General features: G+C 66.3%; 25 protein-coding genes and 1 tRNA gene. 11 read left to right on the plus strand and 15 right to left on the minus strand.

The genetic code is table 11. The features are described 5' to 3' along the window. Nucleotides 1-81 precede the first annotated feature (81 nt). Complete coding sequence (locus BKG60_RS08940) at nucleotides 82-831, plus strand: SDR family oxidoreductase (RefSeq protein WP_075909574.1); 750 nt, start codon at nucleotides 82-84, stop codon at nucleotides 829-831. A 76-nt stretch (nucleotides 832-907) separates the two neighbouring features. Here BKG60_RS08940 and BKG60_RS08945 read toward each other — a convergent pair whose 3' ends face one another. The 7 genes from BKG60_RS08945 to aceE all read right to left on the minus strand — a co-directional run bounded on the left by BKG60_RS08945 (nucleotide 908) and on the right by aceE (nucleotide 10,569). After that, entirely contained in the window at nucleotides 908-2,332 is a 1,425-nt protein-coding gene (locus BKG60_RS08945; RefSeq protein WP_070188106.1) for an acyl-CoA carboxylase subunit beta, read from the minus strand. 48 nt (nucleotides 2,333-2,380) lie between these two features. Then, a complete protein-coding gene (gene kasB, locus BKG60_RS08950) occupies nucleotides 2,381-3,634 on the minus strand; it encodes a 3-oxoacyl-ACP synthase KasB (RefSeq protein WP_070188107.1) in 1,254 nt (417 codons plus the stop codon). A gap of 78 nt (nucleotides 3,635-3,712) precedes the next feature. Then, nucleotides 3,713-4,963: a 3-oxoacyl-ACP synthase KasA gene (gene kasA / locus BKG60_RS08955; protein ID WP_070188108.1), complete on the minus strand. Its 1,251-nt coding sequence runs from the start codon at nucleotides 4,961-4,963 to the stop codon at nucleotides 3,713-3,715. Continuing rightward, complete coding sequence (gene acpM / locus BKG60_RS08960) at nucleotides 4,960-5,256, minus strand: meromycolate extension acyl carrier protein AcpM (RefSeq protein ID WP_066897787.1); 297 nt, start codon at nucleotides 5,254-5,256, stop codon at nucleotides 4,960-4,962. Before acpM ends, kasA begins: the two co-directional genes overlap by 4 nt. Before the next feature lie 102 nt (nucleotides 5,257-5,358). Further along, on the minus strand, nucleotides 5,359-6,279 hold the full coding sequence (locus BKG60_RS08965; protein WP_120764856.1) for an ACP S-malonyltransferase: 921 nt from the start codon (nucleotides 6,277-6,279) through the stop codon (nucleotides 5,359-5,361). A gap of 172 nt (nucleotides 6,280-6,451) precedes the next feature. Next, nucleotides 6,452-7,735, minus strand: coding sequence for a PucR family transcriptional regulator (locus tag BKG60_RS08970; protein ID WP_070188110.1), 1,284 nt, complete (start codon nucleotides 7,733-7,735; stop codon nucleotides 6,452-6,454). Between the two features lie 44 nt (nucleotides 7,736-7,779). After that, the gene (gene aceE, locus BKG60_RS08975) at nucleotides 7,780-10,569 is read right to left on the minus strand and encodes a pyruvate dehydrogenase (acetyl-transferring), homodimeric type (RefSeq protein ID WP_070943367.1); all 2,790 of its coding nucleotides are present in this window, start codon (nucleotides 10,567-10,569) and stop codon (nucleotides 7,780-7,782) included. Between the two features lie 220 nt (nucleotides 10,570-10,789). Here aceE and BKG60_RS08980 point away from each other — a divergent pair, with 220 nt between their 5' ends. From BKG60_RS08980 to BKG60_RS08995, 4 genes are all read left to right on the plus strand, one after another. After that, entirely contained in the window at nucleotides 10,790-11,287 is a 498-nt protein-coding gene (locus BKG60_RS08980; protein ID WP_070188112.1) for a hypothetical protein, read from the plus strand. A 112-nt stretch (nucleotides 11,288-11,399) separates the two neighbouring features. Continuing rightward, nucleotides 11,400-11,834, plus strand: a complete 435-nt coding sequence (locus tag BKG60_RS08985) for a DUF3052 domain-containing protein (RefSeq protein WP_070188113.1) — start codon at nucleotides 11,400-11,402, stop codon at nucleotides 11,832-11,834. Beyond that, nucleotides 11,834-12,295: a peroxiredoxin gene (locus BKG60_RS08990; RefSeq protein ID WP_070943366.1), complete on the plus strand. Its 462-nt coding sequence runs from the start codon at nucleotides 11,834-11,836 to the stop codon at nucleotides 12,293-12,295. The genes BKG60_RS08985 and BKG60_RS08990 overlap by 1 nt, the downstream gene beginning before the upstream one ends. Before the next feature lie 57 nt (nucleotides 12,296-12,352). Beyond that, a tRNA-Val gene (locus BKG60_RS08995) sits at nucleotides 12,353-12,427 on the plus strand. Between the two features lie 24 nt (nucleotides 12,428-12,451). Here BKG60_RS08995 and BKG60_RS09000 read toward each other — a convergent pair. Beyond that, complete coding sequence (locus BKG60_RS09000; RefSeq protein WP_120764857.1) at nucleotides 12,452-12,751, minus strand: hypothetical protein; 300 nt, start codon at nucleotides 12,749-12,751, stop codon at nucleotides 12,452-12,454. A gap of 231 nt (nucleotides 12,752-12,982) precedes the next feature. Further along, nucleotides 12,983-13,750 (minus strand): response regulator transcription factor, encoded by a 768-nt coding sequence (locus tag BKG60_RS09005; RefSeq protein WP_070943365.1) that lies wholly within the window; start codon nucleotides 13,748-13,750, stop codon nucleotides 12,983-12,985. Nucleotides 13,751-14,014: 264 nt separating this feature from the next. On the opposite strand from BKG60_RS09005, the gene BKG60_RS09010 reads away from it, so the two are divergent. After that, nucleotides 14,015-16,246: a SulP family inorganic anion transporter gene (locus tag BKG60_RS09010; protein WP_374242925.1), complete on the plus strand. Its 2,232-nt coding sequence runs from the start codon at nucleotides 14,015-14,017 to the stop codon at nucleotides 16,244-16,246. 31 nt (nucleotides 16,247-16,277) lie between these two features. Here BKG60_RS09010 and BKG60_RS09015 read toward each other — a convergent pair whose 3' ends face one another. The 3 genes from BKG60_RS09015 to BKG60_RS09025 form a co-directional block, all read right to left on the minus strand. Next, nucleotides 16,278-17,051 carry a response regulator transcription factor gene (locus BKG60_RS09015; RefSeq protein WP_075909576.1) on the minus strand — a complete coding sequence of 258 codons (774 nt, stop codon included), beginning with the start codon at nucleotides 17,049-17,051 and terminating at the stop codon, nucleotides 16,278-16,280. A 384-nt stretch (nucleotides 17,052-17,435) separates the two neighbouring features. Next, complete coding sequence (locus BKG60_RS09020; RefSeq protein WP_070943364.1) at nucleotides 17,436-17,939, minus strand: hypothetical protein; 504 nt, start codon at nucleotides 17,937-17,939, stop codon at nucleotides 17,436-17,438. 86 nt (nucleotides 17,940-18,025) lie between these two features. Beyond that, complete coding sequence (locus tag BKG60_RS09025) at nucleotides 18,026-18,853, minus strand: oxygenase MpaB family protein (RefSeq protein ID WP_070943363.1); 828 nt, start codon at nucleotides 18,851-18,853, stop codon at nucleotides 18,026-18,028. A 36-nt stretch (nucleotides 18,854-18,889) separates the two neighbouring features. On the opposite strand from BKG60_RS09025, the gene BKG60_RS09030 reads away from it, so the two are divergent. Further along, the gene (locus tag BKG60_RS09030; protein WP_070943362.1) at nucleotides 18,890-19,849 is read left to right on the plus strand and encodes a cobalamin biosynthesis protein; all 960 of its coding nucleotides are present in this window, start codon (nucleotides 18,890-18,892) and stop codon (nucleotides 19,847-19,849) included. Here BKG60_RS09030 and BKG60_RS09035 read toward each other — a convergent pair. From BKG60_RS09035 to BKG60_RS09045, 3 genes are read right to left on the minus strand one after another with little or no spacing between them, the layout of a single operon-like run. Further along, nucleotides 19,803-20,633, minus strand: a complete 831-nt coding sequence (locus BKG60_RS09035) for an SURF1 family cytochrome oxidase biogenesis protein (RefSeq protein WP_070943361.1) — start codon at nucleotides 20,631-20,633, stop codon at nucleotides 19,803-19,805. The genes BKG60_RS09030 and BKG60_RS09035 overlap by 47 nt on opposite strands. 4 nt (nucleotides 20,634-20,637) lie before the next feature. Next, nucleotides 20,638-21,195 carry a low molecular weight protein-tyrosine-phosphatase gene (locus BKG60_RS09040; protein WP_120764858.1) on the minus strand — a complete coding sequence of 186 codons (558 nt, stop codon included), beginning with the start codon at nucleotides 21,193-21,195 and terminating at the stop codon, nucleotides 20,638-20,640. Then, entirely contained in the window at nucleotides 21,146-21,823 is a 678-nt protein-coding gene (locus BKG60_RS09045) for an HAD-IA family hydrolase (protein WP_070943359.1), read from the minus strand. Before BKG60_RS09045 ends, BKG60_RS09040 begins: the two co-directional genes overlap by 50 nt. A gap of 146 nt (nucleotides 21,824-21,969) precedes the next feature. On the opposite strand from BKG60_RS09045, the gene cobC reads away from it, so the two are divergent. From cobC to BKG60_RS09065, 4 genes are read left to right on the plus strand one after another with little or no spacing between them, the layout of a single operon-like run. Further along, the gene (gene cobC, locus BKG60_RS09050) at nucleotides 21,970-22,932 is read left to right on the plus strand and encodes an Rv2231c family histidinol phosphate aminotransferase CobC (protein WP_070943552.1); all 963 of its coding nucleotides are present in this window, start codon (nucleotides 21,970-21,972) and stop codon (nucleotides 22,930-22,932) included. Further along, entirely contained in the window at nucleotides 22,929-24,059 is a 1,131-nt protein-coding gene (locus BKG60_RS09055; protein ID WP_070943358.1) for a Nif3-like dinuclear metal center hexameric protein, read from the plus strand. The genes cobC and BKG60_RS09055 overlap by 4 nt, the downstream gene beginning before the upstream one ends. A gap of 51 nt (nucleotides 24,060-24,110) precedes the next feature. Beyond that, a complete protein-coding gene (locus BKG60_RS09060; RefSeq protein ID WP_070188123.1) occupies nucleotides 24,111-24,839 on the plus strand; it encodes a zinc ribbon domain-containing protein in 729 nt (242 codons plus the stop codon). Beyond that, nucleotides 24,836-25,909 carry a bifunctional RNase H/acid phosphatase gene (locus BKG60_RS09065; RefSeq protein WP_070188124.1) on the plus strand — a complete coding sequence of 358 codons (1,074 nt, stop codon included), beginning with the start codon at nucleotides 24,836-24,838 and terminating at the stop codon, nucleotides 25,907-25,909. The genes BKG60_RS09060 and BKG60_RS09065 overlap by 4 nt, the downstream gene beginning before the upstream one ends. Nucleotide 25,910: the final 1 nt, after the last annotated feature.

Here is a 25,910-nt window from a genome sequence, read left to right on the forward strand (position 1 = left end):
CAAGCCTATACAACTATTATTTGTGAATGCTTCGGTATTTTGCGTTATCACTCTGTGAGTCGCAAAAACTAGTCTGTCCTCGTGAGCAAACTAGAGGGAAAATCAGCAGTAGTTGCCGCCGGCGCGAAGAACCTCGGTGGCCTGATCAGCACGACGCTGGCTTCGAGGGGTGTCAACGTCGCAGTTCACTACAACAGTGCCTCCAGTGAAGCCGACGCCGACAAGACGGTGGCGGCGGTGCAGGCCGCCGGGGTGAAGGCGGTCAAGGTGCAAGGTGACCTGACGGTGCCGGCCAATATCGAGAAGCTCTTCGACGCGGCGATCGACGCCTTCGGCAGTGTCGACATCGCGATCAACACCGTCGGCAAGGTACTGCGCAAGCCGTTCGTGGAAACCACTGAGGCCGAATATGATTCGATGTTCGACATCAACGCCAAGGCCGCATACTTCTTCCTGCAACAGGCTGGTAAGCGCCTGGCAGACAACGGGTCGGTGGTCACCATCGTGACGGCGTTGCTGGCCGCCTACACCGACGGCTACTCCACCTACGCGGGCTCGAAGAGCCCCGTCGAACACTTCACCCGGGCGGCATCCAAAGAGTTCGGTGTCCGCGGCATCAACGTCAACAATGTGGCCCCCGGCCCGATGGATACGCCGTTCTTCTATCCGCAGGAGACTCCGGAACGCGTCGAGTTCCACAAGTCGCAGGCGATGGGCAACCGGCTGACCGAGATCACCGATATCGCCCCATTGGTGGTGTTCCTGGCCGACGAGGGCCATTGGATCAACGGGCAGACCATCTTCGCCAACGGCGGTTACACCACGCGGTAGAACGCCGAATGGCCAGTTATTGCACGGCTTTTCGCCTTATATGTGCAATAACTGGCCATTCGCGCCAGCTGGGTGGTTACAGCGGGATGTTCTTGTGGCGACCGCGCCGGTGCGGGGCCTCGGCCAGCGCCTGGGTCAGCTTACTGCGGGTGTGCGCCGGATCGATCTTCTCGTCGACCACACCGATCTCGATCGCCGAATCCACGCCGCCGGCAATCCTTTCGTGCTCGATGGCGAGCTCCTCGTGCAGCGCCTCACGCTCGGCAGGATCGGCAACCGCGGCCAGCTTGCGCTTGTGCAGGATGCCGACGGCGGCCTTGGCGCCCATCACCGCGACCTCGGCGTCCGGCCAGGCGAACACCTTGGTGGCGTTGAGCGAACGCGAGTTCATCGCGATGTAGGCGCCGCCGTAGATCTTGCGGGTCACCAGCGTCACGCGGGGGACCGAGGACTCACCGAACGCGTGCAGCAGTTTGGCGCCGCGGCGCACCACGCCGCCCCACTCCTGGTCCACACCGGGCAGGTAGCCGGGTACGTCGACGACGACCACCAGCGGAATGCCGAACGCGTCGCACAGCCGCACGAAACGTGCTGATTTCTCGGCGCTTTCGGAGTTCAGGCAGCCGCCGAGACGCAGCGGGTTGTTGGCGATCACACCGACCGTGCGGCCGGCCAGGCGGCCGAGACCGACCACGATCGAGGGCGCCCACTTGGCCTGGAACTCCTCGAACGGCACGCCCTCGTCGAGCAGTGCCTCCACGATCGGGTGCACGTCGTAGGCGCGCCGGGCCGACTCGGGCATCAGCGCAGCCAGGTCCGTGTCGCCGGCCTCGGCCTTGCTGCGGTCGAAATGGCCCTGCTGGCTGAACAATCCGACCAGGCGACGGCCGCGCTCGTAAGCGTCGAGCTCGTCGTCGGCCACGATGTGGCACACACCGGACTTCTTGTGGTGGGCGTCGGGGCCGCCGAGCGACACCATGTCGACGTCCTCACCGGTGACGCTGCGCACCACGTCCGGACCGGTGACGAACACCTTGCTGTCCGGGGCCATGATGATGACGTCGGTCAGCGCAGGGCCGTAAGCGGCGCCGCCGGCCGCGAAGCCGACGACGACCGAAATCTGCGGGATGTAGCCCGACGCCCGGATCATCGCCTCGAAGACCAGACCGACCGCATGCAGCGCCTTGACGCCCTCGGCCAGCCGCGCACCGCCGGAGTGCCAGATGCCCACGATCGGGCTCTGCTCCTCGATCGCGGTGTCGTAGGCGTTGACGATGTGAGCACAGCCCTCGATGCCCATGGCGCCGCCCATCACGGTGCCGTCGGTGCAGAACGCCACCGCACGAACACCGTTGACCGTGCCGGCGGCGGCCAGCACACCGGAACGGTCCCGCTCATGCAGCAACTCGACGCTGCCGTCATCGAAGAAGGTTTGCAGACGCAGCAGCGGGTCACGCGGATCGAGTGATTCGGCGGCGGCTTCGGGGGCCATGATCGTCATAAAGGTCTCCTTTGGTGGAAAGCGCTGGGTCGCCGTAGTTGTGGAGTCTCAGTACTTTCCGAAGGCGAGCGCGACGTTGTGCCCACCGAATCCGAACGAATTGTTGATTGCGTACTTGTAATCGCCCTGCCGTGGCTCACCGGCGACGACGTCCAGATCGATCTCGGGATCGAGATTGTGCAGGTTGCGTGTCGCGGGGATGACACCGTCTCGCAGTGCCATCACCGTCAGGATGGACTCGACGGCGCCGACCGCGCCGACCGAATGGCCGAGTGCTGCCTTGGGCGCGTAGACCGCGGGCTTGTGGCCACCCATCGCGTTGTTGATCGCCTTGCTCTCGGCGACGTCGCCGACGTTGGTGCCGGTGGCATGGGCGTTGACGTGGTCGATATCGGTGGGCTGCAGACCCGCCAGCTGGATGGCGCGGGTCATCGCATAACCTGCCTGCTCACCGTTGGGGTCCGGCGCCACGATGTGGTAACCGTCCGAGGTCACGCTCGCGCCCATGAGCCGGCCCAGGATGTTGGCGCCGCGGGCCTTCGCGTGCTCCTCGGTCTCGATCACCATCAGGGCGCCGGCCTCGCCGAACACGAATCCGTTGCGATCCTTGTCGAAGGGCTTGCAGGCGCCTTCCGGATCGTCGTTGGTGTTCGACAGCACGATGCGCATCTGGGCGAATCCGGCGATCGGCACGGCTTCGATCTTGGTCTCGACGCCACCGCAGATCGCGATATCGGCCTCGCCGAGGACAATCTGGCGCCATGCGTTGGCGATCGCTTCGGAACCCGAGGCGCAGGCCGAGATCGAGGTACACACCCCGGCCTTGGCCTTGCGCTCGAGCCCGATCGCGGCTGCCGCGCCGTTGGGCATGTACATCTGCACCACCAGCGGCGACACGGCGCGCAGCCCTTTGGAACGCATACCGTCATAGGCAAACACGAGCTCTTCGGTAGAACCCAGACCGGTGCCGATCGACACCATGAGGCGGCGGGCATCGACCTCGGGGGAGCCGGCATGGGCCCACACCCGACGGCCGATGACCGTCGACATCTTCTGCAAATATGACAGTCGGCGCAGTTCGACGCGTGTCAGCTCGGAGTCGAACTCCTCCAGGAGATGGCCGCCGATGCGAACCGGCAGGTCGTACTCCTCGACGAACGAATCGGTGAGCTTCCGGATGCCGCTCTGACCGTCGAGCAGCTTCTTCCAGGTGTTTTCAGCATCGGTTGCCAGCGCCGTCGACATGGCTACGCCGGTGACAACCACATTGGGAAGACCATTCCCTGTGGACAATCCCGCCATATTTGCTGTGTTCTTCCCTTCCGTGTCTACCTTCCGGGCCGCTGCCCGGGGTCACTGACCAGGCTTGGGTACCCGACCTCAGTACTTACCGAAGGCCAGGGCAACATTGTGGCCGCCGAACCCGAACGAGTTGTTGACGGCGTACTTGTAGTCGCCATAACGAGGCTCGCCCGCAACCACATCGAGATCGATCTCGGGATCCGGTGTCTCGTAGTTCAGCGTCGGGGGGATCACCCCGTCCCGCAGGGCGAGCACCGTCAACACCGACTCCAGCGCACCGACCGCACCGATCGAGTGGCCCAGAGCCGACTTCGGTGCGTACACCGCGGCGTTCTGGCATCCGGCGACCCGGATGGCATTGGCCTCGGCGGTGTCACCGATCGGGGTGGCCGTGCCGTGGGCATTGACGTGGTCGATGTCCTTGGCTTCCAGACCCGAGGTTTCCAGCGCACGCTTCATCGCGGCACCGGCGCGCACGCCGTTGTCCGCCGGGGCCACCATGTGGAACGCATCCGAGGTGATACCGGCACCCATCAGCCGAGCCAGCGGCTTGGCGCCACGGGCCAGGGCATGCTCCTCGGTCTCGATGATCATCATCGCGCCGGCCTCGCCGAACACGAATCCGTCACGATCCTTGTCGAACGGCCGAGACGCACCCGCGGGATCTTCGTTGCGGGTCGACATGGCGCGCATCATCGAGAACGCCGCGATCGGCAGTGCCTCGATACCGCCTTCCACACCACCGACGACGGCGAAGTCCGCATCGCCCATCACGATCTGTCGCCAGCCGTGGGCGATGGCCTCAGATCCCGACGAACACGCCGACACCGGTGTGATCACTCCGGCGCGGGCGCCGAGCTCAAGACCGGCGACCGCGGCCGCACCGTTGGGCATGATCATCTGAACGGCGAGCGGGCTGACCTTGCGGATCCCGCCCTCGTTCATGGCGTCGTAGGTCTCGACGATCTTCTCGCCACCGCCGAGGCCCGTGCCGATCACGACCGCGAAGCGATCTGGATCGACCTCGGGCGCACCGGCGTTCTTCCACAGCCGGCGGGCCAGCACCAGTGACATGCGCTGCACATAGGAGTTGCGACGCAGCTCGATGCGGGTGAGGTGACTGTCGATGTCGTCGACCAGGTGACCGCCGATACGCACCGGAAGGTCCCACTTGGTGACGAAGTCGTCGGTCAACTCATGGATGCCGCTTTCTCCGGCCAGGAGGCCCTTCCACGTGCTCTCGATGTCAGCAGCGAGCGCCGTGGTGGCCTCCACGGCGGTCACCACGACGTTCGGGAAGCCTCCGTTAGCAGTGGAAGGTTTGCTCATTCCGAGCCAAACTTCTCGCGCAGGGCGGCGGCAGCCTCGGGGTTCTCTTCCTCGAGCTTCTGGATGTAGGCCACCACGTCACCAACGGTGCGCAGGCCGGCCAGATCCTCGTCGGGGATCTTCACGCCGTACTTGTCCTCGGTCTGCACGGCGATCTCGACCATCGACAGCGAGTCGATGTCCAGGTCGTCGACGAAGCTCTTCTCGGGGGTCACCTCAGACGGCTCGATGCCGGTGACCTCTTCGATGATCTCGGCGAGACCGGCGATGATTTCTTCTTGACTGGCGGCCACGATGGCTCCTTCTTGTTGTTGAAAGCGCCCCCCGGGTGCGGAGGACAATTCGGGACGTTCGGTTGGTACTGCGTTGCTACTGCTATTCGGTTGTCGGTGGACTTACAGCTCGTCCAAGCCGTCCAGATCGGCTGGGGCTTTAATCGGCCGGGCCCGCGCTCCTCTGAGTTCACGTTTCGCGATGCCGACGAGGGTGCTCGCCGGCGGGAACTCGATGATCCCGGCGCGCTCGGCGGCGGAGAAACGGTCCCGCATGGTGGCGGTGCACAGATCCCAGCGCACCGGCTTGGTCAGCTGGGACACCAGCTTTTCCATCGCGTCGGCGGCCGAGGCGACCGGCTGGCCGTCTGCGTTCGACAGAAGTGTCGCGGTCGGCTCGGATGTCGTTACAGACTCGGCGGCTGCGGCGTAGCCCTCCAGGGCGGACGCCATGTAACGGGTGTGGAACGCGCCTGCGGTTGCCAGCTGGCGGACCCGGGCCTTGGTCGGCGGATCCTCGGCGAGCTTCTCCAAGGCCGCGATGGCGCCGGCAGCCACGATCTGGCCGGCGGCGTTGCGGTTCGCCGGGATCAGGTCGAGCGACTCCAGCCGGGCCAACACCTCGGCTTCGTCGCCACCGAGCACCGCAGACATGCCGGTCGGCTCGATGGCGCAAGCCTTGGCCATCTCGGCACCGCGAGTGGCGGCCAGCTTGACCGCGTCATCGGCAGAGATGACGCCGGCAATGGCATACGCGGCGATCTCACCCACCGAGTGGCCCGCCACGATGGTCTCGGCGGTTTCGGGCACTCCGCGCTTGGTCAATTCCTCATAGGCCAGCAGCGTGGCGGCCACCACGAGCGGCTGCGTCACCGCGGTGTCGGTGATCTCCTCGGCGGTGGCGGTGGTTCCCAGCCGCGCCAGGTCCAGGCCGCTGATCTGCGACCACGTGGTGAGGCGATCAGCGGCACCGGGCAGCTCCAGCCAAGGGGAGAGCATGCCGGGCGTCTGCGATCCCTGTCCGGGAGCAAGCAATGCGAGCACGGGTTGAGGCACGTCATTAAGAGAACACTGTGAAGATGGTTTTGTGGGATGTAAGAGATTATGAACCTTGTCTTATGTTTTTGTAGGTTCCCCACAAAAGTGCATGTGATGCGACGTTGCCTTCACCGCAGCGAAATATGTCACAGCCTCCGCGCCGGCCGGTGAGCCCAGTTCATGCCTGCTGCCTGGCGGGATGAGCCGGGCCGATCGCCGGGATCACGACGCTGCCCGCATTTGGCGTGCTCGGCTGGTATCCCTGTTTGCTCAATCTGCCGACTGTCGACGCAACTCGCAGTACATAGGCGTCCCGCGGCACGGCAGGATCGCGGCCGGTGAAGTCGCCGATTCGTTTCAGGCGGTAGCGCACCGTGTTTGGATGAACGAACAATTTGCGAGCACAAGCTTCGATGGCGCCGCCGGAGTCCAGGAATGCGTCGAGGGTCTCCGTCAGTGCCGGACCGGCATCCGCCAACGGGCGCATGACTTCGGTTTCCAGTGCTGCGATGGCCGTCGCATCGCCCAGTAGGGCACGCTCGGGCAACAGTTCGCGCGCCGACACCGGCCGGGGTGCGCCGGGCCAGCCGGTCACCGCGTTCATGCCGGAGATCGCCTCGGCGGCGCTGCGGTGGGCGGCGATCAGCGTGGGGGAGGTCGGCCCGATCACCACCGGGCCGTCGGCGAACACCGACAGCATGTCGACCAGGAAGCGGTCGGTTGCCGACAGCGCGCCCGAGATGATCGTGACGAGCCAGGTGCCGTGCACATCCGACAGTGCCGCCCGGCCGTGGCGCTTGACTGCGTCGTGGATGTCCTCGCGGGCCAGGTCCGGCCGGTCCGGGCGGGGCAGGCCCACGATCACGGTGGCCGGCGCCGTGGCGTCCCAGTTCAGTGCCGCTGCCTGGGACTGCAGTTCGGGCCCGGTGTCGCCGCGCACCACCGCGTCGACGACGTTGGCCTCCATCCGCAGGTCCCAGGCACCGCGGGCCTCGGCCTGATCGGCATACGCGCTGGCCGCCGCGAAGGCCAGGTCACGGCTGTAGCGCAGGATGCCCGCGGTCAGCGCGTTGAGCTGCTCTTCGGACCGGGCCAGCAGCGGCACCACTTCTTCGAAGAACTCCATCGACGTGCGCACCATCTCGACCGACTGGCGCAGCGCGATACGACGGCGCAGGTCCTGCGGCACCACCTCGAAGGCCTGCGCGGTATAGCTGACGTCGCTTTCGGGGTCCCGCATCCATTCGACGAAGTTCACGACGGCGGTTTGCACCACCAGCTGCACGCTGGCCCGCTGTGACGCGTCGAGGTCGGAGAAGAAGTCCAGGCGCTCGGCCATGGCATGCACCGCCTCGGTGGCCAACCGGCCGGAATACTGCTTCAACCGGCGCAGAGTCGAGTCGGGCACGCTCTCCAGGACCTCGACGGTCGACTTCGGCGGCACGAACCGCTTGTCGGGCATCCCTAAAAGCTACGCCACTTTTCTGGTGGATTCCTCCAAGCGAATCAGGCGCTGCCCGTGTCCACGTAGGACACCGCAGCGGCGAACACGTCGTCGATCTTGTACTGCTTGGCCGCCGCGATGGCCACGGAGGGATCGATCTCTCCGTCACGAGCCAGCCCCTCGAGCACCGCCACCACCACCGACTCGGCGTCGGTGTTGAAGTAGCGGCGTGCGGCCGGACGGGTGTCGGAGAAGCCGAAGCCGTCGGTGCCCAGTGTGATGTAGGTGCCCGGGACCCACGGCCGGATCTGCTCGGGCACGGCCCGCATCCAGTCCGACACGGCCACCACCGGCCCGGCCGCATCGGCCAGCGCGCTGGTCACGTGCGGCGTGCGGGCGGGCTGATCGGGATGCCGGAGCCGGTGCCGCTCGATCTCCACGCCCTCGCGGTTGAGTTCGCCCCAGCTGGTGACCGACCACACGTCGGCGGCGACGTCCCACTCCTCGGCCAGCATGTCGGCCGCCCGCAGCGCCTCGGGCATCGACACCCCCGACGCCAGGATCTGAGCGGCGTTGGCTCGCTGCTCAGTGGCCCGGCGATAGCGGTACATGCCGCGCAACAGCGCCTCGGTGTCCAGACCGGCCGGCTCGGCGGGCTGGACGTAGGGCTCGTTGTAGATGGTGATGTAGAAGAACACGTTCTCGGCGTGCTCGCCGTACATCCGCTGCAGCCCGCTCTCGATGATGTGGGCGATCTCGTAGGCGAACGCCGGGTCGTAGGTGACCGCGGCCGGGTTGGTCGATGCCAGCAGCAGGGAATGGCCGTCGGCGTGCTGCAGACCCTCGCCGGTCAGTGTGGTCCGTCCGGCCGTCGCCCCGAGGACGAAGCCCTTGGCCATCTGGTCGGCCGCCGCCCACAGGCCGTCACCCGTGCGCTGGAACCCGAACATCGAATAGAAGATGTAGATCGGGATCATCGGCTCGTTGTGGGTCGAGTACGACGTGCCCACCGCGGTGAACGACGATGTCGACCCCGCCTCGTTGATGCCTTCGTGCAGGATCTGGCCGACCTCGGATTCCTTGTACGCCAGCATCAATGCCGAGTCCACCGACGTGTACAGCTGCCCGTTGCGGTTGTAGATCTTCAGGCTCGGGAACCACGAGTCCATGCCGAAGGTGCGGGCCTCGTCGGGGATGATCGGCACCAGCCGCGGGCCGACGTTCTTGTCCCGCAACAGTTCCTTGAACGTGCGTACCGTCGCCATGGTGGTGGCCACGGCCTGGTTGCCCGAGCCTTTCTTCAGCGCCTGGTAGGCATCCGACGCGGGTAGCTGCAGGGCAGTGGACTTGTTGCGCCGGGACGGGAGGAACCCGCCCAGGGCGCGGCGACGGTCCAGCAGGTAGCGGATCTCGGGCGCCTCGGGGCCGGGGTGGTAGTAGGGCGGCAGGTAGGGATCTTCTTCCAGCTGAGCGTCGCTGATCGGTACCCGGGTGACGTCGCGGAAATCCTTGAGATCTTGCAGCGCAAGCTTTTTCATCTGGTGCGTGGCATTGCGGCCCTCGAAGTGGCTGCCCAGCGTGTAGCCCTTGATGGTCTTGGCCAGGATGATCGTCGGCTGGCCCTTGTGTTCCATGGCCGCGCGGTAGGCGGCGTACACCTTGCGGTAATCGTGACCGCCGCGCTTGAGATTCCAGATCTCCTGATCGGTCATCGGCTCGACCAGAGCCTTGGTGCGCGGGTCGCGGCCGAAGAAATGATCGCGCACGTAGGCGCCGTCGTTGGCCTTGTACGTCTGGTAGTCGCCGTCGGGCGTGGTGTTCATCAGATTGACCAACGCGCCGTCGCGATCGGCGTGCAGCAGGGCATCCCATTCGCGGCCCCAGACCACCTTGATGACGTTCCAGCCCGCCCCGCGGAAGAACGACTCGAGCTCCTGGATGATCTTGCCGTTGCCGCGCACCGGCCCGTCGAGACGCTGCAGGTTGCAGTTGACCACGAAGGTCAGGTTGTCCAGCGCCTCGTTGGCGGCCACCTGGATCAGGCCGCGGCTTTCCGGCTCGTCCATCTCGCCGTCGCCGAGGAACGCCCACACGTGCTGATCGCTGGTGTCCTTGATGCCACGGTCGTGCAGATAGTGGTTGAACCGGGCCTGATAGATCGCGTTCATCGGTCCCAGGCCCATCGACACCGTGGGGAATTCCCAGAAGTCGGGCATCAGGCGCGGGTGCGGGTAGGACGGCAGGCCGCCGCCGGGGTGGCTGTGTTCCTGACGGAAACCATCCAGTTGGTCGGTTGTCAGCCGGCCCTCGAGGAAGGCGCGGGCGTAGATGCCGGGGGAGGCGTGGCCCTGGATGAACACCTGATCGCCACCGCCGGGGTGGGATTTGCCGCGGAAGAAGTGGTTGAACCCGACCTCATACAGCGAGGCCGACGATGCGTACGTCGAAATGTGGCCGCCCACACCGACTCCCGGACGCTGCGCGCGGTGCACCATGATGGCCGCGTTCCACCGGATCCAGGCACGGAAGCGTCGCTCGACGTCCTCGTCACCGGGGAACCAGGGCTCAAGTTCGGTGGGGATGGTGTTGACGTAATCGGTCGACGTCAGTGCCGGGATGGCGACACGCTTCTCGCGTGAGCGTTCCAGCAGTCGCAACATCAGATACCGGGCCCGCGCCGGACCGGAACGCTCCAGCAACTCGTCGAACGACTCCAACCACTCCGCGGTCTCGTCGGTGTCGATATCCGGAAGGTAGGAGGCAACTCCCTCGCGAATCACCCGTACCCGGTCGGGTTCGGCTGCGGTAGAGGAGTTTTGGGCCAGATCCTGGCGCACGAACTCGGTGGTCAACTTCCGCTCCTTGTTAGGCGGTTACTACTGACAGTGCTTGTGGCACCTTCTATCGTCCACCTATCTTGCCGCCTCCGTGCCGCTGGGGGTGGCGGTGCGCAAGTTACCCATCAGTTGCTTTGTGAACCGGTAACGTCTGCAGATCGTGCCGGTTGATGGGCGGTTTGAGGCAAAGGGGCGGATCGTCGCGTGCGCACTCGGTGGCGCTGCGGTGATAGCGATGGTCGTGGTGGGTTGTTCGGCTGTTACCGGCGGTACCGCACAGGTTGATTCGACGGCGGCGCCCGAGTACCGGGCGTCGGTGAAGGCCTCGATCGAGGAGTCCTCGGCCAGCTCGGTGACCCGCGAATCCGAACGACAGGCCTCGTTGACCACCCGTGCCGTGCACACCGTCTGCGAAGACCTCAGTACCTCGGCCGTCGACGCGGTCAACGCGGTCAACGGGTACGTCGAAGCCGTCAACAACGGTGGGGACACCGCGGCCAAGGCCGGCCCCGCCATCGACGGACTGAACCGCAGCGCCGATCTGGTCAGTTCGGGTCTGTCCGATGCGCTGTCACCGGACCTGCGCGCCGCGTTGACCGAGTGGATCGACTCGGCCAGAGCCCTCGTGGCCGCCATATCCGGCCAGGTCGGCCCCGATCAGTTCAACGCGGCGTCGACCCGATCGAACACGGCCAGAGAGGAAGCGCTGAACCGGTGCGACAAGGCTTACTGACCTGCCGACGGACAAAGTGGCCCGCCGGGCACCCGCACGGATGCACTGTCGTGCGACGATAGGGAAATACGCAGTCTTGAGACAGGCTCGAAAATGGTTAGGAGGACCGACGGTGGTCGCGGCGGGGACGGACTCAGGCCCGAACTACGCCCACATCCTGGGGATCCACAAGGATCAGATAGTCCAGGAACTGGGTTGGGACGAGGATAGCGACGACGACATCCGGGCCGACATCGAGGAAGCGTGCGGCTCAGAGCTGCTCGATGAGGATTCGGACGAAGTTGTCGACGTCGTATTGCTTTGGTGGAGGGACGACGACGGGGATCTCGTCGACCGGCTCATGGACGCCATCACCCCACTCGCCGAGGACGGCGTGATCTGGGTGGTGACCCCCAAGACCGGTAAGCCCGGGCACGTGCTGCCCGCAGAGATCGCCGAATCGGCGCCGACGGCCGGTCTGATGCAGACCTCGTCGGCCAAGTTGGGGGACTGGACGGCGAGCCGGTTGGTGCAACCGAAATCGAAGGCTGCGGGCAAGCGCACCTGATGTTGGCCGTAGGGGCCCCGGCGCCCGATTTCACGCTTCGGGACCAGAACGGCAGGCCGATCACCCTCAGCGGGTACCGCGGTGCCAAAGACGTGCTGCTGGTGTTCTTTCCGTTGGCGTTCACCGGGGTGTGTGAGGGCGAACTCGGAGAGATCCGCGACAAGCTGCCGCTGTACGAGAACGACGACACCGCAACCCTGGCCATCTCGGTCGGCCCGCCACCGACGCACAAGATCTGGTCCGTCGAAAGCGGATTCACGTTCCCGGTGCTCTCGGACTTCTGGCCGCACGGCGCGGTCACCCAGGCCTACGGCGTGTTCAATTCCGATGCTGGATACCCCAACCGCGGCACGTTCGTCGTCGACCGGGCCGGCACGATCCGCTTTGCCGAGATGATGGACCCGGGGCAGCCACGCGATCAGGCGGTCTGGCGGGAGGCACTGGCGGCGTTACGGATCTGACGAAACTCCCGCGGGATTTCCGGTCACGCCCCTGCGGCGTGTACCGTGCCTGCGACGGGGCGCGTAGCTCAGTGGTAGAGCTCTGGTTTTACACACCAGCGGTCGGCGGTTCGATACCGTCCGCGCCCACCATCTTCAGCATCGACCCGCCGGGTGTCACCCCTTGCAGTGCAGGTCGACGTAGACCGTGGTGTAGCGCGTTTGGGTGCCCACCTGGCCGGCCGGTCCCCGGATGATCCAGTTGTTCTTGACGTCGTGGCCGTCGCGCACCGCACTGACGGTGCATTGATCCATCGACCTGTTGCCTACCTTGGCGACGATGACGTTGTAGCCGTCGGCCTGCAACTTGTCGATGGTCTCCTGCGCGGAAGGCGCCGAAGGTGCGGCAACCGCGGGAACGGCCGCCATCAGGCCCAAAGCCGCTGCCCCTCCGATGACCGCCACCGCGCTCTTCATTCGGATGTATCGTGGCGCTTTCATCATTGGAAACACCACCTTTCCAGTAGGTGAATTTCCTTCAGTCTAGGCTCGAATGGACGCGAAACCGACCACCTCATATCGAAAACATACGATTTCGCCGAACGACGGCATATGCAATTCATAGGAATTCACTGTCGAATTCATAGAAAATGCAGGCAAGAAATTGACGCCATTCATGAGGTGGGTGCGCCGGTGGAAAGCGCGGCGTCATTCCCCTGGCCGCAGGATGTAGCCGACTCCGCGGACGGTATGGATCATCGGCGTGCGGTCGGTGTCGATCTTCTTGCGCAGATACGAGATGTAGAGGTCGACGATGCTGGAACGGCCGCCGTATCCATAGGGCCACACGCGGTCGAGGATCTCGGCGCGGCTGAGCACCCGGCGCGGATTGCGCATCAGATAGCGCAAGAGCTCGAATTCGGTGACGCTCAGCGACACGGGCGCCCCGTCGCGAGACACCTCACGGCTGGCGTCATCGAGCCTGAGGTCGCCCACCTGTAGCGTCTCGACATCCGGCGATGCCCCGTGACCGGATCTTCCCAGCAGGCTGCGCAAGCGTGCCAGCAATTCTTCGAGGCTGAACGGCTTGGCCATGTAGTCGTCGGCTCCTGCGGCGAGCCCCGAGGTGCGGTCCATCACCGAATCGCGCGCCGTCAGGAGCAGGGTCGGCGTATAGCTCTCGGACTCGCGGACACGACGCAGAATCTCCAGGCCGTCGACATCGGGCAGCATGTTGTCGAGGACCACGACGTCGGGGTCCGTCTCGTCGAAACTCGTGACTGCCTCGCGGCCGGTGTGGGCGACCTCCATCACCCAGCCCTCATAGTGCAGGGCCATCTTCACCAGGTTGGCCAGCGCCGGCTCGTCGTCCACCAGCAGTACTCGAATGGGTGAACCGTCGGCACGGTTGAGGCGCGGCTGACCGACAACGGCACCGTGGGGTCGCTGTAGGCCTTTGGCAGACACCGACGTCATGATTTCATTTTCGCGGCAACAGCTATCGCTGTCACCGAGGTCATATCAATTCCTAATCTGCGCAGGTCGCAACACGTCGAAATGGGGCACGCGGGGCATTCGGAGCGCAAATCTTTGGGTTCCCTATGCGTCCGTCTGCTTTGCTTGACGCCACTTTCTGGCGATCAATAGCCTGGTAAATGTATTTGTTTGTCAATAATGCATAGCTTTCTTTTGGTGCCGAGGGCCGGCCACCGACAGAAGGAGCCTGCCATTCACCAGCGTCTGACACCGGCCGCTTCGTTACCTGCCGACGAGTCCGATGGCCCGTCGGGGCAGTCCCGGCTGCACTCGCTGTTGCGCTATGACCTGCCGGCGTCACTGGTTGTCTTCCTTGTCGCCCTGCCCTTGTCCCTGGGCATCGCAGTTGCCTCCGATGCGCCGGTGCTCGCCGGCATCATCGCCGCGATCGTGGGTGGCATCGTGGTGGGCTTTCTCGGCGGGTCACCTCTGCAGGTGAGTGGACCCGCGGCCGGGCTGACGGTCATCGTCGCAGGCCTCGTCGGCCAGTTCGGTTGGGCTGTTACCTGCGCGATCACCATCTGCGCAGGTGTGCTTCAGGTTCTGCTCGGGCTCAGCCGGATTGCCCGCGCGGCACTGGCGATATCGCCGGTCGTGGTGCACGCGATGCTTGCCGGCATCGGCGTCACGATCGCCTTGCAGCAGACTCACGTGCTGCTCGGCGGTGACTCCGCAAGTTCGGCCTGGCGCAACGTGACTGGGCTACCCGGGCAGGTGCTCCATGCGCACGGGCCCGGTACGTTCCTCGGCCTGCTGGTCATCGGCATCCTCGTAGCATGGCGCTGGGTGCCGGAGCGGGTGAAGGTGATACCCGGCCCGCTGGTGGCGATTCTCGGTGTGACAGTGCTCTCGCTCGTGGCACCGTTCGACGTATCTCGGATCGTGATCGACGGCTCGCTGGTAGATGCCCTGCAGCTGCCGAACCTGCCCGACGGGAATTGGGGTGCGTTCGTCACCGGCGTGCTGACGGTGGCGCTGATCGCCAGCGTCGAAAGTCTGTTGTCCGCTGTGTCGGTAGACCGCATGCAAAGTCGTGCGCCGCGCACCAATTTCGACCGTGAACTGATGGGTCAGGGCGTGGCCAACATCGCGTCTGGCTCCATCGGCGGTCTGCCGGTGACCGGGGTGATCGTGCGTAGCTCCACCAACGTTGCCGCCGGTGCCCAAACCCGCGCCTCGTCGATCCTGCACGGCGTCTGGGTGCTGGCGTTCGCGGTGCCGTTCGCGGGTCTGGCCAAGCTGATACCCACGGCGGCGCTGGCCGGGCTGCTCATCGTGATCGGCGTGCAACTGGTGAAATGGGCTCACATCAAGACGGCGTGGCGCACCGGCGATCTCGCGGTCTACCTCGTCACGATCGTGGGTGTGGTGTTCCTCAACCTGCTTGAGGGTGTGCTGATCGGGCTGGCGCTTGCCGTTTCTCTGACCGTCTGGCGGGTGGTGCGGGTCAAGATCGCTGCCGATCGGACCGGGGAAGATCAGTGGCGCGTAGTCATCGACGGTTCGGTGACTTTTCTGTCGCTCCCGAGACTCAACAGCGTGCTGGCGTCTGTGCCGGACGGGGCGCATGTCACCGTCGAGTTGGCGGTCGACTTCATCGACCATGCCGGTTACGAGACCATCGACGCTTGGCAACGCCAACAGGTCGCGTCCGGCGGCAGCGTCGACATCCACGACGTCGGCGCGGTCGAGATGGACAGCGCGGTCGCCGGGCCGCCGATGCGCGGTTTCACCCCCATCGACAAACGCACCGGTGTGGTGCCCTGGAGTTCCTGGCAGCCGCAGCTGCGGCCGTCGGTGCTGCACGGGCTGGCGGTCTACCACCGCCGCACGGCGCCCTTCATCCGGCCGCACATGAAAGAGCTCGAGCACGAACAGCGTCCCGAGACGTTGTTCATCACCTGTGCCGACTCGCGGATCGTGCCCAACGTCATCACCAGCAGCGGCCCCGGCGACCTCTTCACGGTCCGCAACGTCGGCAACTTCATCCCGGCCGGGCGCCAGGACGTGTCGGTAGACGCGGCGATCGCATTCGCGGTGAAGGTCCTCGACGTGTCGTCGATCGTGGTGTGCGGACACTCCAGTTGTGGTGCCATGAACGCGGTATTGCGCGATGGCCCAGGCCAATCCACCGGCGATGAAGCGCTTGACGCCTGGCTGGAGTATGCCCGGCCGGCGCTGGCCGCCTTCGGCGGCGGCCGTCATCCGATCGCGAAATCGGCAGCCGCCGAGGGATTCGACACCGTCGATCAGCTGAGCATGGTGAACGTGGCGCTGCAAGTGCAGACGCTGGCCGAACATCCGCTGTTGCGCGAGCGCTACCAGCAGGGTCGGCTCGACATCATCGGGCTTTTCTACGACATCCCGAGCGCGGGGGTGCTCCGGGTGACGCCGACCGAGGTGTGCACCTTCGAGCTCGGCCACGCACAGTCGTAGCGGTGCGCTCGGATCGTCTTGTCGCGCTTCGTCACTCCTTCGGCCGCAGCATGTATCCGATGCCACGCACGGTGTGAATCATCGGCTCGTGGCCCTCATCGACCTTCTTGCGCAGGTATGAGATGTAGAGGTCGACGATGCTCGTCTTGCCGCCGAAACCGTAGTTCCAAACCCGCTCGAGTATCTCGGCGCGCGGCAGGGCCCGCCGCGGATTGCGCATCAGGTACCGCAGCAGTTCGAACTCGGTGACGGTCAGCGTCAGTTTCACACCGGCGCGCGTCACCTCGTGGGTGGCTCCGTCGAGCACGATGTCGCCGACCCGCAGCACCTCGTCGACGGGCGGTTCGGTATGGCTGGACCGGCGCAGCAAACTCCGCAGCCGGGCGATGAGCTCCTCCAGGCTGAAGGGTTTGGTCATGTAATCGTCCGCGCCGGCGGTCAAGCCGGTTACCCGGTCCACCACCGAATCACGCGCAGTGAGGAACAACGTCGGGGTATATGGCTCGGCCGCCCGTACCTGTTGCAGGATCTGCATTCCGTCGATGTCAGGCAGCATGATGTCCAGCACGATGGCATCGGGCTTGCTGTCGTTGAACATGGCCACCGCATCGCCGCCGTTGTGTGCGACGTCGACGGTCCAGCCTTCGTAACACAGGGCCATCTTGACCAGGTTCGTCAGCGCCGGTTCGTCGTCGACCACCAACACCCGGATCGGTGAACCGTCAGCACGATGCATTCGGGGTAGCTGACCGAGCATCGCTTGCCGGGGTGCTTGTTCACGAGGGGACACCGACATCGCCGCCATAATTCCCATTGTCCAAATACATAGTTTGGTGTCACATGGTTCATACCATATTCATATTGGGCCGGAACGGTGTGGCGGCTCCTTCCGCCCCAAACTCATGTCGATATTTCAATGTTGAAATGTTTGCGCCCCGAAAGGGTTGTCATAGTCGAACTCTGCGTTTTTTGGGCCAAAGATGTTGGAGTGCAACGAAACTAGACACCTTCGGTGGCGTGCGGACGGTAGTGGCGCCTGGCTGATGCCGCCGATGTTCGTCCGCGCGCGAAATAGTTCACAATGCAAGCGGATTGCCGCTATTGGCTGCCAGGCGCATTGTCGGCGATAGGGAAGAGGGGCTCGATTCATATTCTCTGTGCACCGCTCAAGCGGCTTTTCGTTCGAATCCTAAGACCACACCGGCTTCGCGCGTTTCAGCGCGAGTTGCTGGCCGCGCATGGCGGTATCGCCCCAGCACGACGGGCTGTCCTCGGAAAACTTCATGTTGACGAAACCCGTGAGATCCCGCCTGATGACGTACTTGAACGGAACCGGGGCGGTTTTCGGCGCGAGGCCGCCGGGTCCGCACTGCATGCCGGGGTTGACGCGCTCACCGACCCACGCGCCCTGGTGCCGATCAGCGGCGGAATCCCACGCCAGATCGAGCTGCCATTCGCCCTCGCGTGCAGGCGACTGCACGCGCAGGCATCGTGGCCCGCAGCTCGACAGTGTCCAATCGTAGGGCTCGGGTGCGGCGTCGCCCGAGGTTTCGGTGACGGTGTAGACGCCCGGGCGGGGCAGCGGCGGAGCCGGAAGCTCAGGAGACGCTGCCGGCGGGGCGGATGACCTGAGGCCGCCGAGCGCAAATCCGATTGCCAGCGAAACGGCAACCAGGACAATGGCGTCTTTCAACGGGACCTCCGCGTCGGATCATATCCACGGAGTCGCCGATACTCGGCAGTACACCTGATTTCAGGCTCCGAGGCCGCTGTCCCCGGTCAGATCACTCGTTTGCCCAAGCGGTCCCGGATCCGCATGTCCCACAAGTAGAGCTGATAGCCGAACAACCACAGCTCGTGTGGGATCACCCGATCCGCGGCCCGCAAGCCCCTCAACAGCCACTCGAAACGCCGCTGCTGATCGGCTGTCCAGGTAATTCGCATATGGCTGCGGAACTCGGCGGGCAGGAAGCCGGTGGTGGCAAACAGGTTGAAGCGTCCGGCAAGCAGGCGGATCGGTGCGGGCAGGAACGCCATCGCGGCTACGCCGTGCAGGTGCTCACGCACCGGTGGGTCGATTCGCAGATCCTGCAGCGACTGCTTCCAATACGCGTCGAAGGCGTTGCGGTCCTGCGGCCACATCTCGTCGCGCACCTGCAAGGTGGTGCCCAGCGTGCGGGCATCGTCGTAGACCGCATCGGCGGATTCCTCGTCGAGCGGGCCGTAGAGGAACTCGTGCATGTCGACGTAGTAGCGGTACAGGCAGGCGGCCACCCACAGCTGCAGCTTGGGGTCGAAAGCGTTGTAGGACACCGGGCTTGACTCTCGCGAACGGACCAGCGCATGCACCTTGTCGATCTGGGTGCGCAGCATCGCCCGGTCCTCGTCGGTGCCCGTGGTGGCCGCGGCCAGGTACGTGCCGGTGGTTCGGGCCCGTTTGAACGGATGCTTGTAGACGTTGCCGCTGTCCACCGGGCTCTCCAGGACGCCGTAACCGACGCCAGGGGCGGACAACTGCATGATCACGTTGGCCGCCGGCAGCAGGGCCGCCGCCGGGTTCAGCAGATCGGTGACCCGGCGCGGGCGTCGTGGCGGACCCAGCCTCATGAATTCGAGTAGACCACCTTGTGAGACGCTGCCGGGGTGTTTGCGCCGAGAAGTCGTGCCGGGGCCGCCGGTATTGCCGTCGGATTCCTGGCCGACCTGCTGCTCGGTGATCCGCGGCGCGGGCATCCGGTGGCCGGATTCGGCGCCGGCGCAGCACGGTTGGAGAAGCTCACCTACGCCGACAACCGTGGGTCGGGCGCCCTGCACACCGGGGTGCTGCTCGGCGGACTCGCCGGACTCGGTTGGGCCGTGGGCCGCGGTGACCGGGTCTGGGGGACGGCGGCGGCCACCTATGTCGCGCTCGGCGGCACCTCACTGAACCGGGTCGGAAATCGGATGGCGGCACTGCTCGCCGCCGACGATGTGGCCGGAGCACGTGCCCTGTTGCCCTCCCTGTGCGGGCGGGATCCCGCCGCGCTGGACGTCTCGGGTCTGACCCGGGCCACGGTGGAATCGCTGGCCGAGAACACTTCGGACGCTCAGGTGGCGCCGCTGTTCTGGGCGGCGGTAGCCGGGGTTCCCGGCGTACTGGTGTACCGGGGTGCCAACACATTGGATGCGATGATCGGGCATCGCTCGCCGCGGTATCGCTACTTCGGCTGGGCTGCAGCCAGATTCGACGATGTGCTGAATTACCTGCCGGCCCGGCTGACCGGGGTGCTCACGGTGCTGTGCGCACCGGTGGTGGGCGGGTCACCGGCCGCGGCGCTGCGCGCCTGGCGACGCGATGCGTCCCGCCATCCCAGTCCGAATGCCGGGGTGGCCGAGGCGTCGTTCGCCGGGGCGCTGGGGGTACGGCTCGGCGGACCGACGCAGTACGCGCATCAGCTGGAGATCCGGCCGACCCTGGGCGACGGGCGCATCCCAGAGGTGGCCGATGTGGCCAGGGCGGTGCGACTGTCGCGCGCGGTGCAGGCCGCGTCGGCGGCGGTGGCGGTGTTGCTGGCGGTCAGCGGCGCTTTCCGTAGCGGTCGGCGATCTTCTCTTCGGTGGTGAGTTCCCGGGCCGGTTCTTCCGACGAAGCCTGCGCGGCCGCGCGTTCGCGCCGCCGCTGCTGTAGCTCGGCGTAGACGAAGTAGCCCAGCCCCAGCGGGGCCACGATCCCGAAAGCGATCCACTGGATGCCGTAGGACAGGAACGGCCCGGCGTCGAGGTGCGGAAGGGAGATCTCTCCGAGCCCGCCGGGTTGATCGGCCACCAGCTGCAGATACGACCCGGTCAGGTCGACGCCGGTGAGCGAGGCGATCTGCTCGGGGTTGATCGAATACACCTGCTGCGCGCCGTCGTCGCCCCGAAACGGCTCCTTGCCCGGCAGGCGGGCTTCCGGATCACGCAACCGTGCGGTGATCGTCACCTGGCCGGTCGGGGCGGCCGCGTACTGCGGCACCTTGTTCCCGTCGACCGGCGTGATGAAGCCGCGATTGACCAGTACCGTCGGCCCGCCGTCGACGGCGAACGGAGTGAGCACTTCGAAGGCGGGTTCACCGTCGACCACCCGCAGGCGAACCAGCACCTCCGCCTCGGGCAGGTAATGACCGGTGGCGGTGACGCGTTGCCATTGGGAGTCGGGGGCGGCTGAATCCTGCTGCGGCAGAAGTGTGGTGACCGGAACCGGCTCGGCCTGCAGCGAATGGCTGATCTGGCTGTTCTCCCGCGAGGTCTTGGTGTTCTTGCCCAACTGCCACGGCGCCAGCACGGTGAAACAGAGGTAGGCGAAAGCGGCCACCACGATGAACAGGGCCACCCACTGAGGCCGCAGCAGGAACGTCAATCGGTGCATCAGACTACGATTCCTCGAGAACTCCGCGGCGCGTCAACGCCTCGTCGACCCAGGCGTGCAGCCCGGGCAGGGACGCCTCGATCACGGTGAACACGTCCTCGAAATCGGCCCTGTCGCCGTAGTACGGATCCTCGACGTCGAGGGCGTGCGCGCCCGAGCGCGGGTCGAACGACCGCAGCATCCGCAGCCGGTCGCCCGTCACACCCAGATCGGTCAGCATGCGCATGTGGTTGCGGCCGAGCGCGACGACCAGGTCGGCGCCGAGATGGTCTTCGCAGACCTGGGCCGCGACGTGCTCGCTGGGATAGCCGCGCTCGCGCAACACCAGGCAGGCCCGCTTGTCGGCGCCGTCTCCGGCATGCCAGCCGCCGGTGCCGGCGCTGCTCACCCGCACGACGCCGGCCAGGCCGCGCTCGCTGATCTGATGGGCGAACATCTTCTCGGCCATCGGGGACCGGCAGATGTTGCCCGAGCACACGAACGTGATGTGCAGAACGGGCTCGGTGGGCACCTCAGACACCCAGCACCTCCCGAAGTGCCGCAACGGTGTCGACGTGGGCATGCGCGGCGATGGCCGTGGGCCCGGTGAAATCGCTGGCGCCGTAGCCCCAGCCCACGACGACGGTGTCGATGCCGTGTCGGGCGGCCCCCTCGACGTCGTGCATCCGGTCACCGACCATCAGGACGCGTTCCGGAAGAGGCTGCAGTTGGGCCAGCGCATAGGCGACCACGTCGGCCTTGGCCGCACGGACGCCGTCCGGACTGGCTCCGGCGATCACCTCGAAGTAGCCGTCCAGGCCGAAATGCTCAAGGATGCGACGCGCGGTGGGCTCGGCCTTCGAGGTCGCCACAGCCAACCGCACCCCGGCGGCCTGCAGATCGGCCAGCACCCCCTCGACACCATCGAAAAGGCTGTTCATCGCCCATCCGCGGCTCGTGTAGTCGGCGCGGTAGGCCGCGATCGCGGCATCGGCGTCGAAGCTCGTCGCACCCAGGCTCAAGGACTGCAGCGTTTCGTGCATCGGCGGACCGACGATGCGTCCGGCCAGGTCACCGTCGGGGACGCCGGCACCCACGTGGGTCAGCGCGTGGCGGAAGCTCGACACGATCCCGGCCGCCGAATCGGTCAGCGTGCCGTCGAGGTCGAACAGCACCAGCTGCGGTCGGGTGAGTTCTAGCGTGTCAGTCACGTGCCCATTCTCCCGTATGCCGCGGGCAGTCCTCCGGACGCCCAGCTGAGTGGTTCGACCACTAGGGTCGTGCTGTGCTGTGCCCACCCCACGGCCGGACCCGTTCCGGCGCCCGCTACCACGGCGACCAGGCCGCTTTGGCGGGCATGCTGGACTTCGCGGTCAACGTGCGCCCGGGCGGTCCGCCTGCCTGGCTGACCGACCGGCTGGCCGCCCGGCTGCCAGACCTGGGCAGCTACCCGAGCCAGGCCGATGAGCGCCGGGCAACCGGCGCGGTCGCCGCGCGCCATGGCCGTAGTGCCGAGGAGGTGGCGCTGCTGGCAGGCGGGGCCGAAGGCTTCGCGTTGCTGCCCGGATTGCGACCGCGGCTGGCCGCCCTGATCGCCCCGTCCTTCACGGAACCGGAAGCGGTGTTGGCCGCGGCCGGGGTGCCGATCCAGCACGTGGTGTTGCCGTCGCCGTTCACCCTGGCCGGGGCGGACGTGCCCGACGATGCGGACCTGGTGGTGATCGGCAACCCGACCAACCCGACCGGCGTGCTGCACCGCCGCACGGACATTCTGGCGTTGCGCAGGCCGGGCCGACTGCTCGTCGTGGACGAGGCGTTCGCCGACGGCATCCCCGGTGAAGCCGAATCGCTGGCCTCCGATCCGCTGCCCGACGTGGTGGTGCTGCGCAGCCTGACCAAGACCTGGGCGCTGGCCGGGCTGCGGGTCGGATACGCCCTCGGCGCGCCCGAGGTGTTGGCCCGGCTCACCGCCCCGCGCCCGCACTGGCCACTGGGCACGTTGCAATTGGAAGCCATCGCCGCGGCAGGCAGTCCTGAGGCCGTCGTCGAGGCCGGCACCCGGGCCCAGAGCCTCGCCCGACTCCGGTCCGCGATGACCGCCGGGTTGGCGGGGCTCGGTCTGAGCGTGGTGGCCGGCGATGCGCCATTTGTCCTGTTCACCGTGCCGGACGCGGAGTTGATGCGAAAACATCTGGAAAGCAAGGGTATTGCGGTACGCCGTTGCGACACTTTCGTGGGCCTGCCGGAAAATTACCTGCGTGCCGCGGTGCGGCCGGAATGGCCCGCACTCATCGACGCCATGACGGAGGTACTGCAATGAGCGCGCGAGCCGGCGTGCCGTTGGCGGACGTGATCGCCACCCTGGACGCGGCATACCCGCCGCATCTGGCCCACGACTGGGACTCGGTGGGGCTGGTGTGTGGCGATCCCGGTGAACCGGTCGAATCGGTGACGATCGCCGTCGACGCGACTGAAGCCGTGGTCGACGAGGTGCCCGAGCGCGGCCTGCTGCTGGCCCACCACCCGCTGCTGCTGCGCGGCGTGGACACGGTGGCGGCCGACACCGCCAAGGGTGCCCTGATCCACCGGCTGATCCGCACCGGCCGGGCCTTGTTCACCGCGCACACCAACGCCGACGCGGCCTCGCCCGGTGTATCCGATGCGCTGGCCGAAGCATTGGGTCTGAACGTCGACGCGGTGCTGTCGCCTGCGGCGACCGGTCCCGAACTGGACAAATGGGTTGTGTTCGTGCCGGCCTCGGACACTGCGACGGTGCGTGAGGCGTTGTTCGGCGCCGGCGCCGGGCGCATCGGCGACTACTCGCACTGCAGTTGGAGTGTGGGCGGAACCGGGCAGTTCCTGCCGCACGACGGGGCCGCCCCGGCCATCGGCGAGGTGGGCACGGTCGAGCAGGTGGCGGAGGACCGGGTGGAAGTGATCGCGCCCTCGCGGCTGCGTGCGGCCGTCCTGTCTGCCCTGCGCGCCGCACATCCCTATGAGGAACCCGCCTTCGACATCTTCGCCCTGGCGCCCATTCCCGGTGACGTGGGCATCGGCCGGATCGGCGAGCTCGACCGACCGGTCCCGTTGTCGGCCTTCGCATCCCAGGTCCGGGCCGCCCTGCCGGCCACCTCGTGGGGAGTGCGGACCTCGGGCGACCCCGACGCCTTGGTGTCGCGGGTCGCGGTGTGTGGGGGAGCGGGTGATTCACTGCTGGGCGCGGTGGCTCGCGCCGACGTACAGGCATATGTCACATCGGATTTGCGGCATCACCCGGCCGACGAGCACCGGCGGGCTTCTTCGGTCGCGCTCATCGACGTGGCGCACTGGGCCACCGAGTACCCCTGGTGTGCCCAGGCCGCCGAGATCCTGCGCGGGCAGTTCGGCGACGCCCTGGAGGTGCGGGTGTCTTCGCTGCGCACCGACCCGTGGAACGTCGAGTGCTGACGCCGCGAACGCAATGAACGCAAGTAAACACAGCTACATGAAAGTCAGGGCATGAAAGCCGAAGTAAAACAACAACGTTCGCTTCTCGCGCTGACCGAGGTCGATGCCGAGCTTGGGCGCCTCGCGCACCGCGCGAAGAATCTGCCCGAACAGAAGGAAGTCGACGAGGCGCAGGCCGCGCATGCTGCGGCCAGTGACGGTGTGGGCGTTCTCGGTATCGGGCTGGAGGATCTGGACGCTCAGGTGGCCAAGCTCGAGAGTGAGATCGACTCGGTACGCCAGCGCGAGGACCGTGACCGTGCGTTGATCGACGGCGGCACGGTGGGCGCCAAGCAGGTCGCAGATATCCAGCATGAACTGGAAACGTTGCAGCGCAGGCAGTCCAACCTGGAGGACTCCCTGCTGGAACTGATGGAACGTCGCGAGGAACTGGCGGGCCGGCAGGCTGAGGCGCTGCAACGTATCGACGATCTGCAGACCACCCTGTCTGCCGCGCAGCAGGCCCGCGATGCCGCCCTGGTCGAGATCGACCAGGCCAAGCACCAGGCCGTCACTCGGCGCGAGGGCTTGGTGAGTGTGATCGATCCTGAGCTCGTCGCCCTCTACGAACGCCTGCGGGCCCGCGGCGGCGCCGGGGCCGGGCTGCTCCAGGGCCGGCGTTGCGGGGCCTGCCGTATCGAAATCGACCGCGGTGAGAGCGCCCGGATCGCCGCGGCCGCAGAAGACGACGTGGTGCGCTGTCCTGAGTGCGGGGCAATTCTCTTGCGGATCAAGCAGTGAAAGTTTTCGTCGAAGCCGATGGCGGTTCCCGCGGCAACCCGGGACCGGCGGGCTACGGCGCAGTCGTGCTCGATGCCGGGCACGACGCAGTGCTGGCCGAGCGAAAGGAAGCGATCGGCCGCGCGACCAACAACGTCGCCGAATACCGTGGCCTGATAGCAGGTTTGGAGGCCGCAGCCGAGCTGGGCGCCACCGAGGTGGCGGTGTCGATGGACTCCAAGCTGGTCGTGGAACAGATGTCGGGACGGTGGAAAGTCAAGCATCCCGATCTGATTCCATTGCAGCGCCGGGCAGCTGAACTGGCCGCCGGCTTCCATCGGGTCAGCTACTCGTGGATCCCGCGGGAACGCAACAGCCATGCCGACCGCCTGGCGAACGAGGCCATGGATGCTGCTGCCGGGATCGTCGGGGACGGGCCCAAGGCCGAACTGTCGGCGCCCGGGTGGACCGGTGCCACCGGCGCGCCCACCCGGTTGTTGCTGTTGCGGCACGGCCAGACCGAATTGTCAGTCACCCGGCGGTATTCGGGCCGTGGCAACCCGGTACTGACCGAAGAGGGGCGCAGACAGGCCGATGCGGCCGCGCGTTATCTGGGTGCACGTGGCGGCATCGCGGCGGTGGTCAGCTCGCCGCTGGGGCGGGCATACGAGACGGCCACGGCCGCGGCCAACGTGCTCGGTGTCGATGTCCGCGTCGACGACGACCTGATCGAGACCGACTTCGGCGAGTGGGAGGGGCTGACCTTCGCCGAAGCGGCGCAACGCGATCCGGAACTGCACCGGCGCTGGTTGCGCGACACCAGCGTTGAGCCGCCCGGCGGCGAGAGCTTCGACGCGGTGGCCGGTCGGGTCCGCCGGGCGCGCAACCGGATCATCGCCGAGTACGGTCCGGCAACGGTTTTGGTGGTCTCCCACGTGACGCCGATCAAGACCGTCCTGCGGCTGGCACTCGATGCCGGCGAGGGCATCCTGTACCGGCTGCATCTGGATCTGGCGTCACTGTCGATCGCCGAGTTCTATGCCGACGGCGGATCTTCGGTGCGGCTGGTGAACCAGACCGCCTACCTGTAGT

This window comes from Mycobacterium syngnathidarum (genome assembly GCF_001942625.1).
In the GTDB taxonomy this organism is placed as follows: Bacteria; Actinomycetota; Actinomycetes; order Mycobacteriales; family Mycobacteriaceae; genus Mycobacterium; species Mycobacterium syngnathidarum.

What these genes read in the sequence shown, in the direction of transcription:
- BKG60_RS09015 (WP_075909576.1), bottom strand. Translation starts at nt 17,051, where the DNA reads ATGGCGGCGATGTCGGTGTCCCCTCGTGAACAAGCACCCCGGCAAGCG.
- BKG60_RS09025 (WP_070943363.1), bottom strand. Translation starts at nt 18,853, where the DNA reads ATGAGGCTGGGTCCGCCACGACGCCCGCGCCGGGTCACCGATCTGCTG.
- BKG60_RS09040 (WP_120764858.1), bottom strand. Translation starts at nt 21,195, where the DNA reads ATGCCCACGTCGACACCGTTGCGGCACTTCGGGAGGTGCTGGGTGTCT.
- BKG60_RS09060 (WP_070188123.1), top strand. Translation starts at nt 24,111, where the DNA reads ATGAAAGCCGAAGTAAAACAACAACGTTCGCTTCTCGCGCTGACCGAG.
- BKG60_RS09035 (WP_070943361.1), bottom strand. Translation starts at nt 20,633, where the DNA reads ATGCACCGATTGACGTTCCTGCTGCGGCCTCAGTGGGTGGCCCTGTTC.
- BKG60_RS08945 (WP_070188106.1), bottom strand. Translation starts at nt 2,332, where the DNA reads ATGACGATCATGGCCCCCGAAGCCGCCGCCGAATCACTCGATCCGCGT.
- BKG60_RS09005 (WP_070943365.1), bottom strand. Translation starts at nt 13,750, where the DNA reads ATGACGTCGGTGTCTGCCAAAGGCCTACAGCGACCCCACGGTGCCGTT.
- BKG60_RS09000 (WP_120764857.1), bottom strand. Translation starts at nt 12,751, where the DNA reads ATGAAGAGCGCGGTGGCGGTCATCGGAGGGGCAGCGGCTTTGGGCCTG.
- BKG60_RS09055 (WP_070943358.1), top strand. Translation starts at nt 22,929, where the DNA reads ATGAGCGCGCGAGCCGGCGTGCCGTTGGCGGACGTGATCGCCACCCTG.
- kasA (WP_070188108.1), bottom strand. Translation starts at nt 4,963, where the DNA reads ATGAGCAAACCTTCCACTGCTAACGGAGGCTTCCCGAACGTCGTGGTG.
- BKG60_RS08980 (WP_070188112.1), top strand. Translation starts at nt 10,790, where the DNA reads ATGGTCGTGGTGGGTTGTTCGGCTGTTACCGGCGGTACCGCACAGGTT.
- cobC (WP_070943552.1), top strand. Translation starts at nt 21,970, where the DNA reads ATGCTGGACTTCGCGGTCAACGTGCGCCCGGGCGGTCCGCCTGCCTGG.
- kasB (WP_070188107.1), bottom strand. Translation starts at nt 3,634, where the DNA reads ATGGCGGGATTGTCCACAGGGAATGGTCTTCCCAATGTGGTTGTCACC.
- BKG60_RS08970 (WP_070188110.1), bottom strand. Translation starts at nt 7,735, where the DNA reads ATGCCCGACAAGCGGTTCGTGCCGCCGAAGTCGACCGTCGAGGTCCTG.
- BKG60_RS08990 (WP_070943366.1), top strand. Translation starts at nt 11,834, where the DNA reads ATGTTGGCCGTAGGGGCCCCGGCGCCCGATTTCACGCTTCGGGACCAG.